Origin of the sequence: Devosia psychrophila (assembly GCF_000971275.1) — a bacterium.
Classification (GTDB): Bacteria; Pseudomonadota; Alphaproteobacteria; order Rhizobiales; family Devosiaceae; genus Devosia; species Devosia psychrophila.
Genome location: NZ_LAPV01000125.1, coordinates 1 through 16737, shown reverse-complemented (window position 1 = coordinate 16737; position 16737 = coordinate 1). Strand labels below are relative to the sequence as shown.

Genomic DNA, 16737 nt, shown 5'->3' with positions numbered 1-16737 from the left:
CGGCGCCCGCCGCTAACGGGTGGGCGCCACCTGCATCTGCTGAATCAGTTGCAGGCCAAGGCGCAGGCTGGCCCCCGTGGTGAGCACGACTTTTGGTAGGGTCAGCCATTCGAGCGTCCAGGTGGCGCCCGAGCGTTCGTTTTCGTGCACCATGGCCTGGTGCAGCGTGCTCGGGCGCTGAAGCTGCGCCTTCGCGGGCTTACGCACCGGATTGGCGTCATCGCAATCAGTTTGTGCGATTGGCGCTATTTGTTTGAATATCGCCCACAAATTCGATGCAGCAGAGACCTCATGGTGAGCCTGTCGAACCACGAGGTCGAGCGCGTGGAGGCTGGGATGCCGCGACCTCGTCCTTCGACAGGCTCAGGGTGAGGTCAACTGAAGCAATCGCCTTGGACGTGTGCACGCTGGTTGGGCGCTTTGGAAACGCGCACAGTCGCAGAACGGCCAACGCATACCGTCCGTGGAAGACTACAAGTGCAGGACACGGGATTGCACGGTGATGCGCAGATAGAAATCCGACGGGTTGGAAAATCGATGTTGACCAGTCCGATCGGTCGACGGTCGGCACACTGCCAAGGCATGCATCAACGCATGCTTTTATTCAATTTTCTGATCGATACAGACCGTTATTCCGTGCTGATCGTAGAGCGTCTGGCAGTGCAATTCGTTTCGTCCTTCAACTTGCGTATCGAGAAATGCTGCATGACTGCAACTTATGCCGCTGCAACGAGCAGCGAATTGCAGATGCCGCCAAAGTAGTCAGAGTTGGCAACGGTTTGAATGGAGCTTGCACACATGGCCGCGCCGACCTGACCTTCGATTTCATCGTCTTAGGAGGCAGCGTAGCCGGAAGCCTGCTTGCCAACCTCGGTAGTTTTTAGCCAACGCATTTAGGTCAAATGCCGTATTGACGCACAAAATCACATGTGAGAAAACGTTTTATCAATTGCGCAAACGTTTTCTCAATTGTGGAATTCAGGTGGAACAGCAGGCCAGAAAGTCTGAGCGCGTACGCATATATGACGTCGCCATGGCGGCTGGCGTCAGCGTTGCGACGGCCTCTAAAGCGCTCAACGACACTGGCCGGATGGCGCCGGAGACGCGCGAGCGGGTCAAGCGCGCTGCGATCGAACTTGGCTTCCGGCCCAATGCGATGGCGCGCGGGCTGCTCAGCAAACGCAGCTTCACAATCGGCCTTTTGACCAACGATACTTATGGGCGTTTTACCCTGCCGCTCATGGCGGGCATTTCCGAGGCACTGGTCGATCACGGCGTGTCAGTATTTTTGTGCACAATCGAGGACGATCCAGCGCTTGCCAAGATCCATGTCGACGCCATGCTGGACAAGCAGGTCGATGGCATCATCGCATCCGGCAAGCGCATCGACCGGCGGCTGCCGGTGGATCTGGGTCACCTTGCGGTGCCGGTGGTCTATGCTTTTACCGATGGGCCGGACGATAGCGTGCGCTTCGTCTCTGACGATGCGCAGGGTTCCCGCGAAGCGGTGCAATGGATGGTTGGCTTGGGCCGCCAGAGCATCGTTCACGTCACCGGGCCGACCACCTTTGCCTCCGTGAAGGTGCGCGCCGATGCCTATTCTGAGATCATCGGGGCGGGCGCGGAAATTCTCCACGGCAAATGGTCCGAAGCCTGGGGTCACGAGGCCGTAGCGCAGTTGTGGGGTGGTGACCGCCCGCGCCCAGACGGTATTTTTTGCGGCAATGACCAAATCGCGCGCGGCGTCGTCGATGCGTTGCGGGAGCGCGGCGTCGGTGTGCCGGGTGACGTGTCGGTGGTCGGGTTCGACAATTGGGAAATCGTCGCGGCGGCAACGCGTCCGCCGCTGACCAGTGTGGATATGAACCTCAAGACGCTCGGCAAGGAGGCCGGGCTGACGGTTTTGGCGATGGCGGAAGGCAAGTCAGTAGAACCGGGAATCCGGAAACTGCCCTGCCAGCTCGTCGTGCGCCAAACCTGCGGAGGAGTAGAAGCAGGCTGAAGTTACGCCATGGGCCGGCGTGTTTGAAGGTCCTAACAGGGAGGAATGAAATGCTTAAACGTCTTCTAGCAACTGCCAGCGTCGCCACGCTGTGCCTGGTGTCCAGCGCTTCGGCGGCTGACACGATCAATATGTGGGTCCGCACCGGCATCGGCGCCGCGTTTACTGGCGTGGTGAAGGCCTATAACGAGAGCCACGAAAACCAGGTCGCCTTGACCGAAGTACCGTTTGCCGAGTTGGTGCAGAAATATGCTACCGCCATTGCCGGCGGCCAGGCGCCGGATGCCCTGTCTCTCGATCTGATCTACACACCCTCTTTTGCGGCAGCAGGCCAGTTGGAGGACCTTACCGATTGGGCGCATGCCCTGCCCTATTTCGACGCTCTGGCGCCTTCGCATGTGAAGCTGGGCACCTATGACGGCAAGAATTACGGCCTGCCGCTCTCGGTGGAAACCTCGGTTTTCGCTTGGAACAAGGACCTCTACACTGCCGCCGGCCTCGATCCCGAAAAGGCGCCGACCAGCTGGGACGAAATCGAGGCCAATGCCGAAAAGATCCGTGCGCTCGGCGACGACACCTATGGCTTTTACTTCTCCGGCGGCGGCTGTGGCGGCTGCATGATCTTCACCTTTACCCCGCTGGTCTGGGCCGAAGGCAAGGATATCCTGTCCGAGGATGCGCAGACGGCGACGCTCGACACGCCCGAAATGCGCGCTGCCATCGAAAAATACCGCTCCATGGTCGTCAAGGACCTGGTTCCGGAAAGCGCCGCCACCGACAATGGCACCAATTTCCTCAGCTTCACCAATGGCAAGATCGGCCAGCAGAGCTTGGGCGCCTTCGCCATCGGCACCATGATCAATGAGTATCCTGACCTGCACTTCGGCATCGCGCCGATTCCGGGCATCACCAGCGGCACCTCGTCCTTTGCCGGCGGCGACAATATCGTCGTGACCAAGGGCAGCCCGCGTCTCGCTGCGGTGAAGGAATTCATCGAATACATGTACTCGCCTGAAGCCCAGAAGGTCTTCGCCACCAATGGCAGCCTGCCGACCCGCAGCGACATTGCCGCCGACGTGCTCAAGGGCCTCGATCCGCGCCTGCAAGTCGCTGTCGACGCCATTGCGACCGCCAAGACGCCCTACACCGTGCTGTTCAACGACCTCATCAACTCTGGCAATGGGCCATGGTCCACCTTCATCAACGCCGCCATCTACGGCGATGATGTGGATGCAGCCTTCGCCGATGCGCAGGCCGAAATGCAGTCGATCATCGACAACGCGAAGTAAGCCAACAGCCGGGGGCTTCGCTCCCGGCTCTCTTCGTCTGGAGCCAAACGATGACCAGTCCCGCTCTTACCTTGGCCGTGCCAGCGCGGTCGCGCCGCCGCCGCGCCCGCATGGGGCAATGGCAGGGGCTGCTTTATATCGCGCCGGCCATGGCGCTTGTCATCGTGTTCTTCGTCGTCCCGGTGCTGTTCACCTTCTGGATGAGCTTTCACGACTGGCCGCTGCTGGGTCAGCCAGAATGGATCGGGCTGGGCAACTATGTCCGCCTGTTGACCGACAACCGGTTCTTCACCGCGCTGAAATTCACCGCCTATTACACTGTCATCACCACGATCGCGATTTTCGTCGTGGCGTTTCCGCTGGCGATTTTCGTCGAGAAGCAACGGCGCGGGGTAGGGTTCTACCGCACGGTGTTCTTCATGCCGGTCGTGGTGGGTCTTGCGACGGCCTCGCTGCTCTGGGTCTGGCTGGCCAATGTCGATAGCGGTCTCATCGGCCCGGCTATCCGCATGATGGGTGTCACGGGTAAGAAGGTGAACCTTCTGGCTACCTTCGATAGTGCGTTCTGGACCATCATCGTCATGGTGGTGTGGAAGGTCGCGGGCTTCACCATGATCATCCTGCTGACCGGGCTGCAGTCGATCCCGGTTGAACTCAACGAAGCCGCGCGGATTGATGGCGCGGGGCGCTGGCAGCGCTTCCGCCACCTGACCCTGCCATTGATGCGCCGCACGATTGCGCTGGCGCTGATCCTCTCCGTCACCGGCTCGGTGCTGGCTTTCGACCAGTTCTACATCATGACCAGTGGCGGGCCGCAGAACCGGATGATTTCGGTGGTCTACTACATCTTCAACCAGTCCTTCGTGTCGTTCCACCTTGGCTACGGCTCGGCGCTGTCGATCGCGCTGCTGGCCATCCTGATCGCGCTGAGCGTCGTGCAACTGCGCCTGCTGCGCGTGGGAGACGACAAATGAGCGCGACCGCAAAACAGGCGCGCCAGCGCCGCAAATTCTGGGGCGGCTTCGGCTACCATGCCTTTGGCATCGGCGCGGCGCTGTTCTTCTTCGCGCCATTTGCCTGGACTGGGCTGGCCTCGCTGCGCACCGGCAGCGAGGCGCAGCAACCGCCGCTGCCGCCCTGGCCGACCAACAGCATCAGCTTCGATACCTATGCGGTTCTCGATACCTTCGGTGCCGGCGTCTGGCAGCACATCTTCAATTCCACCATCGTGGCGCTGGCGACGGTTGTGCTGACAGTGATCGTCAGCTTGCTCGCTGGTTACGGCTTCTCGCGCTACCGCTTTCCGCTCAAGAACGTGTTCTTCGTGCTGATCATCGCCACGTTGATGATCCCGTTCCAGTCGATCCTGACGCCGCTGTTCATCATCCTGGCCAAGCTTGGACTCAACAATTCCCTGGTCGGGTTAGTACTGGTCTACGTGACGCTGCAACTGCCGTTCTCGGTGTTCATGATGCGCAACGCGTTCGATGCGGTGCCGCGCGAAATCGAGGAAGCCGCCCGTATCGACGGCGCCCGGGACCTGAAATTGCTGATCAAGGTGCTGCTGCCGCTGGTTATGCCCGGCGTTGCCACCGTGGCCATCTTTGCCTTCCTCAATTCGTGGAACGAGTTCCTCGCGGCACTGATCCTCTTGTCCGACAACCAGAAATATACCCTCCCGGTGCTGATGACGGCGGTGCGCGCCGGCCGGCTCGGGGCGATCAATTGGGGCGCGGTGCAGGCGGGCGTCATGGTGATGACCATACCCTGCCTCGTCGTGTTCCTAATCCTGCAACGCTACTACATGCGCGGCCTAATGGCCGGCGCGGTCAAATAGTCCCAACCCCCGGAACCTCAAAATGGCTCAGCCCACCACGCGTCAATTCCGACCTCTGCCCGTACCCAGCGTCAACGTCGCCGGCTTCTGGGGCGATTGGCAGGAGGCCGTCTGCGACGAAACCGCCGCCATCCTGCTTGATCGCTGCATCGAGGCACGTATGCTCGAACAGGTCGATGTGGATGCGCCCAATCCCGGCTTAGTCATTCCCATCCTCGGCTGGCTTGGCACGACGCAGATGTTCTGGGACAGCGATCTGGCCAAATCCATCGAAACCATTGCCTATTCGCTCTATCGCAAGCCCAATCCGGCGCTGGAAGCACGGGCTGACGCGATTATCGATCTCTACGAAAAGCTGCAGGACGCAGACGGTTACCTCAATTCTTTCTTCCAGCGCATCAAGCCGGAATGGAAGTGGACCAACCTGCGCGATTTCCACGAACTCTATTGCGCCGGCCACATGATCGAGGCCGCAGTGGCCTATCATCAGGCTACCGGCAAGCGCAAATTCCTCGACGTGATGAGCCGGATGGCCGACTACATGGTCAAGCGCTTCGGGCGCGGGCCGGGTCAGGTGCGCGGCTATTGCGGGCACGAGGAGGTCGAGCTGGCCCTGGTGCGGCTGGCGCGCGAAACCGGCAATACCAGCTATATGGAACTGGCAAAATTCTTCGTCAACGAGCGTGGCCAGGCCCCCAATTTCTTCGTCGAGGAAGCCATCGCGCATGGCCGCGATCCGAAGGGCGTGCAGGCCAATACGCTGGAATATAACCAGTCGCATCTGCCGCTGCGCGACCAGACCAAGGTGGTCGGCCACGCCGTGCGGGCCATGTATATCTATTCGGGCATGGCCGATATTGCCACGGAGTACAATGACGACAGCCTGACCCATGCGCTCGAAACGCTCTGGGCCGACCTGACGCAAAAGCAGATGTACCTGACCGGTGGCATCGGGCCGGCGGCGGCGAACGAGGGCTTCACCGACTATTACGACCTGCCCAATGAGAGTGCCTATGCCGAAACCTGCGCCTCGGTTGGCCTGGTGTTCTGGGCCAATCGCATGCTGGGGCGCGGGCCGAACCGGCTGTATGCCGACACCATGGAGCAGGCGCTCTACAACGGCGCTATCGCCGGCCTGTCGCGCGACGGCAAGACCTTCTTCTACGAAAACCCGCTGGAAAGCGCCGGCAAACACCATCGCTGGATCTGGCACCGCTGCCCCTGCTGCCCGCCGAACATCGCGCGGCTTGTCGCCTCGATCGGCTCGTATATGTATGGCGTGGCCGACGATGAAATCGCGGTGCATCTCTATGGCGAAAGCACAGCGCGAGTCGAACTGGCGGGCGGGGCGGTGACCCTGACGCAGCAGACGCAATATCCTTGGGATGGTGCGATCGGCCTGTCGGTCGCGGTGGACAAGCCAACGCCGTTTGCGCTGTCGCTGCGCATTCCGGCCTGGGCCAAGGGTGCGGCCATCGCCGTCAACGGCCAGAAGGTCGATGTCGATAGCGTCACCGTCGACGGTTATGCGCGCATCGAGCGCGAATGGCGGGCGGGGGACAGCGTGCGGCTGGACTTGCCGCTGGTGCCACGCGCGCTACGCGCCAATCCGAAGGTGCGGCAGAACGCCGGTCGGGTCGCGGTAATGCGCGGGCCGCTGGTCTATTGCCTGGAAGGCGCCGACAACCCGGTGGGCCTGAACTCGATCCTGCTCGGGGATGGCCTGGGCCAATCGCAAACGGCGACCATCCCAAACTTCAACGGCGCCATCGCCATCGACCTGCCGGTGCTGCGCGAACTCGCCGACGGCTGGGGCGACGCGCTCTATAGCGACGCGGTGCCGAGCGCCAAGTCCGATACCGCGCGCATGGTGCCCTATCATCTGTGGGACAATCGCGAGCCGGGCGAAATGCTGGTCTGGGTGCGCGCGGAACAGCGGCCATGACCGACGGCATGCGGCTGCGGCAGGTCCGCAAGAGCTTTGGTCCGCTCGAGGTGATCCATGGCGTGGATCTTGTAGTGGGCGAAGGCGAATTCGTCGTCTTTGTCGGCCCTTCCGGCTGCGGAAAGTCGACGCTGCTGCGCATGATTGCGGGGCTCGAGGAAGTCAGCGACGGCGATATCGAGATTGGCGGCAAGGATGTCACCGACCTCGATCCGTCCCAGCGCGGCATCGCCATGGTGTTCCAGTCCTACGCGCTCTATCCGCATATGAGCGTGCGGGAAAACCTCGGTTTCGGCCTCTCCATGGCCAATGTGCCCAAGGCCGAGATCGCCGCCCAGGTCGATGCGGCGGCGAAAATCCTCAAGATCGAGCCGCTGCTTGATCGCCGCCCCGGCCAGCTGTCCGGCGGCCAGCGCCAGCGTGTCGCCATCGGCCGCGCAATCGTGCGCAAGCCGCAGGTATTTCTGTTCGACGAGCCGCTGAGCAATCTGGATGCCGAGTTGCGCGTCTCCATGCGCATTGAGATCGCTCGGCTGCATCGCGAACTCGGCAATACCATGGTCTATGTCACCCACGATCAGACCGAGGCGATGACGCTGGCCGACAAGATCGTCGTCCTGCGCGACGGAGTCGTCGAGCAGGTCGGCACGCCGCGCGAAGTGTATGAGCACCCCGCCAATACCTTCGTCGCCGGTTTCATCGGTTCACCACGGATGAACTTGCTGACCGCAAGCGTGCAAGGCACCGGTAAGGTTGTGGTGGCAGGTGCTGAAATCGAGGTGCCGGCAACTGATACCGCCAACGGCGGCAAGGTGACCGTCGGCCTGCGTCCCGAGCATCTGGTGGTATCTCCGGAGGCCCCCGGCACGCTCCGGGCGACGGTCGATTTCTGCGAATATCTGGGCGGCACTCGCTACGTATATTGCCAGCTGTCCGATGGCCAAAATCTGGTCGCTGAACAGCGCGAAGGCGAAGACCTAGCCGTCAATAAGCTGATCCATTTCGCTTGGAAGCCAAGCGAGCTTCGTCTGTTTGACCCCCAGGGAATTAAACTATTTTAGATGTAGATAAGTGGGAGTTTATCCTGTGACTCCTGGATGGCGCAGTTCTCTCCTGCAAGCCTAGACTAAGCGGCTCGGCAGCGCGCCACGCCCCGGGCGGCAAACGCGGTGTGGCATTGGATTGGTAGCCAATCTCGATGACGGCGCTTCATTTAGATACAAATATCTTCCCGTCGTTCTCAGAACTAAGAGGGATCGTCGGGCAGAACCTATGCGCTGTAACTTTCGGAGTATGGAGCTTCCGCCTCCGATGACCAAAATGGGTCGAGGGAATTGGCAACAACGGGGTGGCAAGCTGCCTGTCCGCTTTGGGATGGCCTTCAGGGAAAGCGGACGTTGTTGGTCTGGCAAATTTGGGGCCGGAAGCTTTGGGGCCAGGTGGGCGTAAAGCGGACACTTGCTGCGCTATTGTCGTTTCCGTCCAATTATCGATGACAGGCCGCTCAGTCAAAGCCGAGACTAACATCGCTTATTCCGCCACAATTAGACCGTTGAATTGGGCCAATGCAGCAACTCGGATCAATCGCCAAGATCGATGTCTTGGCGATTGACGACGGTCACATGTCTACTGGGCTAGTCCCAGCGCTGCAAGATGGGCAGCAGAGGCCTGGATTAGGGACTTGTCGCGGATTTCGATGATCAGGCGCGGGTTGGATGAGATATTGGCCAGCCGGCCAAAGATGGCGCGCCAGTTGAGATTGCCGTGGCCAACCGGCCAGTGGCGGTCGGCATAGCCATCGGCATCCTGCAGATGCACGTGCTGGAGCTGTTCAGCGGCATCGAGCACATAGTAATCGACCGGCGGCGCGCCGGTGGAGCCAAAGGCATAGGCGGCGTGGCCGGTATCGATCGAAAGGGCCAAGGCGGGCGAATTAAAGCTCTCAATCAGCTTGCGGCGATCGGCGGGATCCTTGTCTTCGATGTTTTCCAGCACAAAGACGCAGCCCTGGTCCTCGGCGCGCTTGACGGCGGCATCGAGCGTTTGATGGGTCAGCTCGAAGACGCGCTGGCGCTGTTCGGGCCAGTTGTCGAGATTGTTGTGCATCCAGGTCGAATAGGGGCTGTGGATAACGATCTGCGTCACGTCGAGCGCGGCAGCGACGTCGAGGGCCTGGTCCATGCGCTTGGCCACGACAGCGCGGATGTCGGGGTCGGCGGAGGCGACATTGAGGCCCATGAAAGGACCATGCATGCCGAGGCGACCCCGGTGCCCATCGAGCAGGCGCCGAGCCTCGTCCACCACACTCTGCCAATCGCCCGCCAGCACCTCAGCCGGGACGAAGTCCTGCAGCTCGAGGTCACGTGGCATTTCCAGCAGCCAGTTGCGGTTGATTTCGACGTCCTTCAACGTCATGGCGGCGCCAAGGATAGGCAGATCAGTCATAGTCGCGTCCTTTCGTGACCGGGCAGCTTGCACCGGCGGGGGGTAAAGTCAGGTGAGAGTGGGATCGAGCTTGTCGCGCAGCCAGTCGCCCAGCAGCGAGATGGATAGCGCTGTGACGGTGATGACGAAGGCCGGGGCCAGCATGATCCAAGGCGCGCCCGTCAGGTATTCCCGACCAAAGCCGACCATATTGCCCAAGGACGTATTGGGAGGCTGCACGCCGAGGCCAAGGAAGGACAGACCGCTCTCGAGCAGGATGATCTCCGGGAAGGCCAGCGTCATCGACACGATCAGCGTCGAGGCGATATTGGGCAGGATGTGGCGGCCATAGAGCCGCAGGGGCGAGGCGCCCAGTTGGTGAACGGCTGCGGCATAGCCCTGCGCATTACCGCTAATGGCCAGCCCCCGGGCGATGCGCGCATAGCGCTCCCAGGCATGCAGGCCCAGCAGGCAGATAAACAGCGTGATCGAATTGCCGAAAAACGCCAGCACCGCCAAGGCGAGGACCAGAAACGGGATGGCCGCGGAAAAATCGACCAACGCCAGCACGATCTGCTCGATGAAGCCGCGGAAGTGGGCCGCCACGAAGCCGAGCGTCACGCCGAGAACTGCCCCGATGATGGTGGCGCCGAAGGCGATCAGCAGGCTCATGCGGATGGAGGCAATCAACCGCGACAGCACATCGCGCCCCAGTTCATCGGTGCCCAGCAGATGAGCCCAGTCGCCGCCCATGAACACCGGGGTGCTCAGCCGGTTGTGCAGGTAAATCTGCGTATACGGATAGGGGGTGATGACATCGGCGAGCAGCGCCACGGCGAGCATGAAACCGAGCCAGATCACGGCGATCACCATCAGCACCGGCACCTGGCCCAATTGGGCCAGCAGGTTCTGTCCCTGGGCAAGCCCAGACCGCCCGGGCCTGGCCTCGGTGGATTGGATATCGGCCATGTGCTGTCTCCGGCAGTAAGGGGGGCGATCAGCCGCGCGCCTGGCGCGTCTGCAGTTGCATTTTGGGATCGAGCAGGCCGTAAAGCACGTCCACGACGAGGTTAGCCGCCACCATGGTTATGGCGATCATCAGCACGATGGCCTGGACCACGGCGAGGTCGCGATTGGCGACCGAGACGACCAGCAGCCGTCCAACGCCGGGCCAGGAAAAGACGCTTTCCACCACCACCGCGCCAGCGACGAGGCCGCCCAGCATGAAGCCGATAATGGTGACCGTGGGGATGGCCGCATTCTGCAAGGCATGACGCCAGACCACGGCTGACCAGGACAGCCCCTTGGCGCTGGCGGTGCGGATATAGGATTGGCCCAGGACTTCAAGCATGGCGCTGCGGGTGAATCGAGCCAAGAGCGCAGCCCCACCAAAGCCCATGGTGGCGATGGGCAGGATGGCATGGCGCCACGAATCCTGCCCGGCCGATGGCAGCCAGCCCAGACTGACCGAAAAGACCAGTACCAGCAGCATGGCCAGGATGAAGGAGGGCATGGCAAAGCCGGTTACGGCCATGACCATGACGAAGCGATCAATGGCGGAATTGCGGTGCAAGGCGGCGTAGACCCCAGCCGGAATGCCGATACCGACATTGAGCAGGAAAGCGGGGACGGTCAGGGCCAGCGTCGAGGGCACGCGCTCGAGCACCACGGAGACGACATCGCGGCCATCGCGCATGGATTGGCCAAGATCGCCACTGAAAATGGCCTTGAAGAAGGTCAGGTATTGCACCCAGATCGGTTGATCGAGGCCCCATGAGGTGCGGAAGGCATCGACAGCCTCGGGCGGGGCGTCGGCCCCCATGATGACAATGGCTGGATCGCCCGACAGGCGCAGGACGATGAATACGAAGGTGACCACCATCACCACGCTGACGATGGCGCGCAGCAGTCGCGACCCGAAATAATGCAGCATCAGCTCAGCTCCAGTTCAACGCCGCGGCCGGGGGCGATCTCGCCATGCGCCACGTGGCAGGCGACCCGCCGACCATCGCCGAGGCGCGGCTTCAGTAGCGGCGTTTCGGCTCGGCACAGCGGCGCCGCGACATGGCAGCGCGGATGAAAGGCGCAACCGGAGGGTCGATCCGCCGGGTTGGGCGGATCGCCTTGCAGCACAATGCGCTTGGCAGTCTTGCCGGGATGGGGGATCGCCGAGACCAGAGCCTGCGAATAGGGATGGGCGGCATCGTGCAGAATGTCGTCCGGCGTGCCTTCCTCGACGATGCGGCCCAGATACATGACCGCAACGCGGTGGCTGATCTGGCGCACAGCACGAAGGTCATGGCTGACGAACAGCATGCCCATGCCCAGACGCTCCTGTAATTCGACGAGCAGGTTCATCACCTGGGCCTGGATCGAGACGTCGAGCGCGCTGATGGGCTCGTCGCAGACCAGCAGATCGGGCTGGGTCACCAGGGCGCGGGCGATCACGGCGCGCTGGCGCTGCCCGCCCGACAGGGAGTGCGGATGCCGGCTGGCATGATGGGGCTGCAGGCCCACTTCCGCCATGACAGCAGCAACGCGCTCGTTTTGCTCGGCTTGGGTGCCGATGCGGTGGATTTCAAGCGGCTCGCGGATCTGCATGCCGACCGGCAGGCGCCGGTCGAGAGCGCTCAGCGGGTCCTGGAACACCATTTGCATGCGCTTGCGCAAGGCCGCCCACGCCGCACTGCTCGAGCGGGGCATGGCCGCGCCATCGAAGCTGACCTGACCTTCGTCGGGGCGCTCGATCCCGAGCACCAGCCGTGCCGTCGTCGACTTGCCGCAGCCTGATTCTCCGACCAGTCCGAGGGTTTCACCCCGCGCGATGGTCAGCGTGACGCCGTCCACCGCCCGCACATGGGTGACGCGACCGCTCATGCCGCGTCTTACGCTATAAGTGCGCGCGAGGTTATCGGCGCTCAAAAGCGCAGTGGCAGCAGGCATCATGCCATAACACTTTCCATGATAGGGGCCCGTACTGCGGCCGGAGTGGCTCGGATGCAGGCGGCGACATGACCCGGCTCCACCGCGCCGGCGGCCGGATCGATGCGGGTGCAATCGGGGATGACGAGGCTGCAGCGCGGGGCAAACGCGCAACCCAGGGGCATGCGCGAGGCCTCCGGAACGCTGCCGGGAATGGAAACCAGTTTGCGGCGCAGGCCGCTGATTGGCGGCATGGCGCCGATCAGCCCGCGCGTATAGGGATGGCTGGGATAGGCAAAGATGCGGTCGCTCGGAGCCTCTTCCACGATGCGGCCTGCATACATGACCGCGATGCGCGAGCAGGTTTCCGACACGACCCCCAGATCATGGGAAATCAGGACCAGGCCCATGCCGGTATCGCGCCTGATGGTGCCCAGCAAATCGAGGATCTGCGCCTGAATCGTCACATCGAGCGCGGTGGTCGGCTCGTCGGCCACCAACAGCTCCGGCTCACCCGCCAGCGCCATGGCGATCATTACGCGCTGGTTCTGCCCGCCTGAAAGTTCGTGCGGATAGGCATTGAGGCGGTTCCTGGCGTCTGGGATGCCGACCTGATCGAGCAGCCGGATGACTTCGGCCCGCGCCCGCGCCCCCTTCATGCCCCGATGCAGGGCCAGGGCTTCGGCGATCTGCCGACCGATGCGGTGCACGGGATTGAGGCTCGAAGCGGGATCCTGAAAAATCATGGCAATCCGCCCGCCGCGCAATGGCTCAAGCACGGCGGGCGTTGCGCCGATGAGCTCGGCCCCGTCCAGCCGCACCGAGCCGCCCACCTTGGCGGACTTGGGCAAGAGGCCCAGAGCGGCCAGCCAGGTTATGGACTTGCCACAACCGGACTCGCCGACCAGGCCGAGCGCTTCACCGCGCTCGACCGAGAGGCTGATGCCACGCAATGCCGGGGCCGTGCCAAAGGCCACCGTCATGTCGCGGATCTGGACAAAGGCCATAGGCCTCAAGCGCCCCAGTTGTGGCGGCTGAAATCCATGACGAAGGACTGCGCGGCCTTCCACTGGATATCCTTGCGCTTGGCCGTGAACGACGCATTGCGGTGCAACACCACATAGGCCGGGTCCTCGATCTCGATGATTTCGAGCATGCGGCGCCAGACCGCGATGCGGCGAGTGCGATCGGCGCTGGTTTCCAGTTCGTCCGAGAGCGGGCCGAATTCGTCGTTGCTCCACTGACCAATGCGCCAGCCATTGCTGGTCGGGCCCCAGGAACCCGGCATCTGCACGCAGGGATCTGGCAGCGAGGCGGCAGCGGACCAATCATGGATACCACGGGTTGCCGGCTCGCCTTCGCTGATCTGACCCCAGTTTTCCACCATCTGCAGCTCGACATTGAGCCCGACGGCCCGCCAGTTTTCGGTGTTGATCTGTGCGGTCGAGGTCTGAGCGGTATAGTAGTCGTTCAGCACGCGGTAGGGGATGGGTTCGCCGGCATAGCCTGCCTCGCTCAGCAGGGCGCGCGCCTTGTCAGGATCGTAGACCGGATTTTCGTGGTCGGCGATGTAGAAGTCGCCGTAGAATTCCCACTGCAGGCCGCGCGGCACTGTGGTGCGGCCGCCCCACAAGGCTTCCACGATGAGGTCACGGTCGACCGAGTGGGTCAGCGCCTGGCGAACCAGGGGATTGGCCAGCACGGGATGGGACTTGTTGAAGATGGTATAGCGCGTGTTGTTGATCGGACCGCCGACGACTTCAAAGCGGCTATCGGACTCCACCGTGGCAATCTGGTCGGGCGGAATATCGCAGGCAAAATCGGCGCCGCCCGAACGCAGCAGATTGATGCGCGACGCGGTTTCGGGGGTTTCGACGAAGCGGAGACGGCGCAGCGGCGGGCTGCCTTCCCAATGGTCGTCGAAGGCTTCGAGGTCCAACACCGCATCGGCCTGGAAATCGGCAATTTTGTAGGGTCCAGTGGTGATAGGCGAGCGGGCCCATGCCATCCAGTCCCCGGTTTCAAGGAAGGCGCGCTTGTTGACGACCATGCCGATGGCGCTGGCCAGGCGACCTTCGAGCACCGGGTCGATCTTGGAATTGTGGAAACGCACCTTGTTGGGCGCCACGATTTCCACACGGTCGAACGCCGGCAGGGCCCGGCGGGACGCGGCAATCACGGCCTCGGGAACTTCGATCGTGCCACCGCCCCACATGCGGTCGGGACCAAAGGTGAAGGCTACGTCTTCGGCGGTCAGCAGATCGCCATTGTGGAACTTGACGCCTTCGCGCAGCTCGACCTCTATCGTCATGTCATCGATGCGGGTCCAGGACGTCGCCAGGGATGGCTGCAGCGACATGTCGCCGATCCAGTCGGTGCCGATCAGCGGTTCGGCATAGCTGGTATAGATGCGGGCGCCGACATTGGACTGTTCAGACAACATTTCGAGCGTGTTGGAATTGGAGACCTTTTGCACCGCCACGGTTACTTCAGAGCGATTGTCGGACTGGCCGAAGGCGGCACGCGGCAGGGCCATGGCTGCAGCTGAGGCCGCTGCCAGCGTAAGAACGGTGCGACGGGTGAAATCAGTCATGTTGTCTCCTCTCGCAAAGCGATTAGGTGTGGAAAATCATGTCCCGGCGGACACGGGTATTCATCGCGTCCGACCGCTTGATCTACAGTGTTGCTATGTTTCATTGGTTGGCAGGGATCGAGGTGCGAGCCACTTGCCGTGATGGCCCTTGTCTAATGGCTCATTGTGTATCGCGCGTGACAGCTGTAGGTACAGGTTAGAACATTCTGTCTAAGGACACTGTATGGCCGCCCAGTGGTTTCGCGTTTACGACACTCTGCGCAAGGCCATTGTCGTGGGGGAGCTAGCGCCCGGCAGCCAGTTGCCCACCGAGTTCGAAGTGTCGGCGACGCATCACGTGAGCCGCAATACGGTGCGGCGCGCTTACCTCGCCCTGTCACAGGACGGCCTGATACGCAGCGTCAACGGCCGCGGCTCCTTCGTGATGCAAACCGGCATCACCTACGAGATCGACGCCACGTCGCGCTTCCGGGACGTGTTGGATGGACAAGGCGTGAAATCGAGCGTGCGGGCGGTGGAGTATCGCGACATGGCGACAGATATCGCAATGGCCGCCTGTCTGGCGGTTGCGATCGGCTCACCGCTGCTCAAGGTTACCACGCTTATCCTTGGCGACGATACTCCGTTCATCCTGACCACCCGGCACGTTCGCGCCGACCTTATCGATGATCTGGAAAGAAAATTGCTGGAGTGCGATTCCCTGACCCTTGTCGCCCGGAGCGAAGGTCTGGGGCAACTGCGGCGCGTGTCGAGGACCGTAGGCGCCCGACTGCCGACGCAACGAGAGGCAGATTTACTCGAATGTCCCTCCCATGCGCCCGTCCTCGTCGTCTCCACAACCAGTCGGATCGACAATGGTATGCTGCTTGAGTGCCAGGACGCGGTGATGAACGGCCGGCTGGTGCGACTGTCTTTTCGCAGTGACTAGCCGACCTTTGGATAGCAAAAGCCCGCTGCTCAAGCGAAATTGCCGTTCTGGGTTTGGCGAACTGCGGGCGAGATGTTGCAAAGTGTCTGACCTCACCAGTGGCAGCGACTGGACAGGGCATACAGGCTATGTCCGCAAGCAGGTGGGTTGACACCATGGTCACGAGCAAGCCTACGCTGGCTGAAGTCTGGGCGCACCTAAACACCGCTGCGAGCTGAGAGTGGATGGCCACGTCCGCATTCGAACACTGGCAACTCAATGCCGCCAGTCCGCAATCCACCCGAGGCTGTGTGAGAACTTGTAGCGCCTTGGCGAACGGGATGCTGGCGGTGGTGTCAATCGGCGCCGGATAAGGACCACCTATCGGCGTGCAACAGGGGCTCTGACGCACATTCGATGATCGCAGGATCATGTTGCTCCGATCAGTCTGGCCTGGAGCAGGTCAAGCTTGGCGCGACCGTACATCTGACGTTTGACGAGCTTGAGCTTGGTGATCTGCCCTTCGACCTGACCGTTGGACCATGGCTGGGTGATCGCCGCGCGGATGGCGGATTTATCATTGGTGATACCCTTGGCAAAGGATGCGATCAGGCTGGCGCCGGCCTCTGCGATCCACGGGTCGAGCCGGGCGACATCTTTCTTGCGGATCATGACGTGGAAGTCGTCAATGATCCGACGCGCCTCTGCAAGCATTGGCACGCCGGTCTCGATAGCGGCGATAGTGACGGTTTCTGCCTTGCTCAGATGATCACGAGCGGTGGTCATCAACCGCGCGATGGTTCTGGCGGACGGCACTC

General features: G+C 62.0%; 16 protein-coding genes. 8 read left to right on the top strand and 8 right to left on the bottom strand.

The window, feature by feature from the left end:
• Positions 1-12: 12 nt before the first annotated feature.
• Positions 13-207 carry a hypothetical protein gene (locus tag WH91_RS24235; protein ID WP_199533515.1) on the bottom strand — a complete coding sequence of 65 codons (195 nt, stop codon included), beginning with the start codon at positions 205-207 and terminating at the stop codon, positions 13-15.
• A 387-nt stretch (positions 208-594) separates the two neighbouring features.
• On the opposite strand from WH91_RS24235, the gene WH91_RS24640 reads away from it, so the two are divergent.
• The 7 genes from WH91_RS24640 (at position 595) to WH91_RS11490 (ending at position 8134) form a co-directional block, all read left to right on the top strand.
• Positions 595-762 (top strand): hypothetical protein, encoded by a 168-nt coding sequence (locus WH91_RS24640; protein ID WP_158409553.1) that lies wholly within the window; start codon positions 595-597, stop codon positions 760-762.
• A 220-nt stretch (positions 763-982) separates the two neighbouring features.
• Positions 983-2002, top strand: a complete 1020-nt coding sequence (locus WH91_RS11515) for a LacI family DNA-binding transcriptional regulator (protein ID WP_280140245.1) — start codon at positions 983-985, stop codon at positions 2000-2002.
• Positions 2003-2052: 50 nt separating this feature from the next.
• Positions 2053-3291, top strand: a complete 1239-nt coding sequence (locus WH91_RS11510) for an ABC transporter substrate-binding protein (RefSeq protein WP_046171162.1) — start codon at positions 2053-2055, stop codon at positions 3289-3291.
• A gap of 50 nt (positions 3292-3341) precedes the next feature.
• Positions 3342-4265, top strand: a complete 924-nt coding sequence (locus WH91_RS11505; protein WP_046171161.1) for a carbohydrate ABC transporter permease — start codon at positions 3342-3344, stop codon at positions 4263-4265.
• A complete protein-coding gene (locus tag WH91_RS11500) occupies positions 4262-5128 on the top strand; it encodes a carbohydrate ABC transporter permease (RefSeq protein WP_046171160.1) in 867 nt (288 codons plus the stop codon). Before WH91_RS11505 ends, WH91_RS11500 begins: the two co-directional genes overlap by 4 nt.
• Before the next feature lie 22 nt (positions 5129-5150).
• Positions 5151-7073 carry a glycoside hydrolase family 127 protein gene (locus tag WH91_RS11495; protein WP_046171159.1) on the top strand — a complete coding sequence of 641 codons (1923 nt, stop codon included), beginning with the start codon at positions 5151-5153 and terminating at the stop codon, positions 7071-7073.
• A complete protein-coding gene (locus WH91_RS11490) occupies positions 7070-8134 on the top strand; it encodes an ABC transporter ATP-binding protein (RefSeq protein ID WP_046171158.1) in 1065 nt (354 codons plus the stop codon). The genes WH91_RS11495 and WH91_RS11490 overlap by 4 nt, the downstream gene beginning before the upstream one ends.
• Before the next feature lie 565 nt (positions 8135-8699).
• Here WH91_RS11490 and WH91_RS11485 read toward each other — a convergent pair.
• The 6 genes from WH91_RS11485 to WH91_RS11460 form a co-directional block, all read right to left on the bottom strand.
• Positions 8700-9518 carry a sugar phosphate isomerase/epimerase family protein gene (locus WH91_RS11485; protein WP_046171157.1) on the bottom strand — a complete coding sequence of 273 codons (819 nt, stop codon included), beginning with the start codon at positions 9516-9518 and terminating at the stop codon, positions 8700-8702.
• 48 nt (positions 9519-9566) lie between these two features.
• Positions 9567-10370, bottom strand: coding sequence for an ABC transporter permease (locus WH91_RS11480; protein ID WP_244542439.1), 804 nt, complete (start codon positions 10368-10370; stop codon positions 9567-9569).
• 124 nt (positions 10371-10494) lie between these two features.
• Entirely contained in the window at positions 10495-11430 is a 936-nt protein-coding gene (locus tag WH91_RS11475) for an ABC transporter permease (RefSeq protein ID WP_046171156.1), read from the bottom strand.
• Positions 11430-12443: an ABC transporter ATP-binding protein gene (locus WH91_RS11470; RefSeq protein ID WP_244542438.1), complete on the bottom strand. Its 1014-nt coding sequence runs from the start codon at positions 12441-12443 to the stop codon at positions 11430-11432. The genes WH91_RS11475 and WH91_RS11470 overlap by 1 nt, the downstream gene beginning before the upstream one ends.
• A complete protein-coding gene (locus WH91_RS11465) occupies positions 12440-13426 on the bottom strand; it encodes an ABC transporter ATP-binding protein (RefSeq protein ID WP_046171155.1) in 987 nt (328 codons plus the stop codon). Before WH91_RS11465 ends, WH91_RS11470 begins: the two co-directional genes overlap by 4 nt.
• Before the next feature lie 5 nt (positions 13427-13431).
• Positions 13432-15012: an ABC transporter substrate-binding protein gene (locus WH91_RS11460; protein ID WP_046171154.1), complete on the bottom strand. Its 1581-nt coding sequence runs from the start codon at positions 15010-15012 to the stop codon at positions 13432-13434.
• Between the two features lie 223 nt (positions 15013-15235).
• Between WH91_RS11460 and WH91_RS11455 the strand changes: the two genes are divergently transcribed.
• Positions 15236-15940 (top strand): GntR family transcriptional regulator, encoded by a 705-nt coding sequence (locus WH91_RS11455; protein WP_046171153.1) that lies wholly within the window; start codon positions 15236-15238, stop codon positions 15938-15940.
• Between the two features lie 408 nt (positions 15941-16348).
• On the opposite strand, the gene WH91_RS11450 is transcribed toward WH91_RS11455, so the two are convergent.
• The coding region (locus WH91_RS11450; RefSeq protein ID WP_046171152.1) for an ISL3 family transposase at positions 16349-16737 on the bottom strand (389 nt) is incomplete at its 5' end.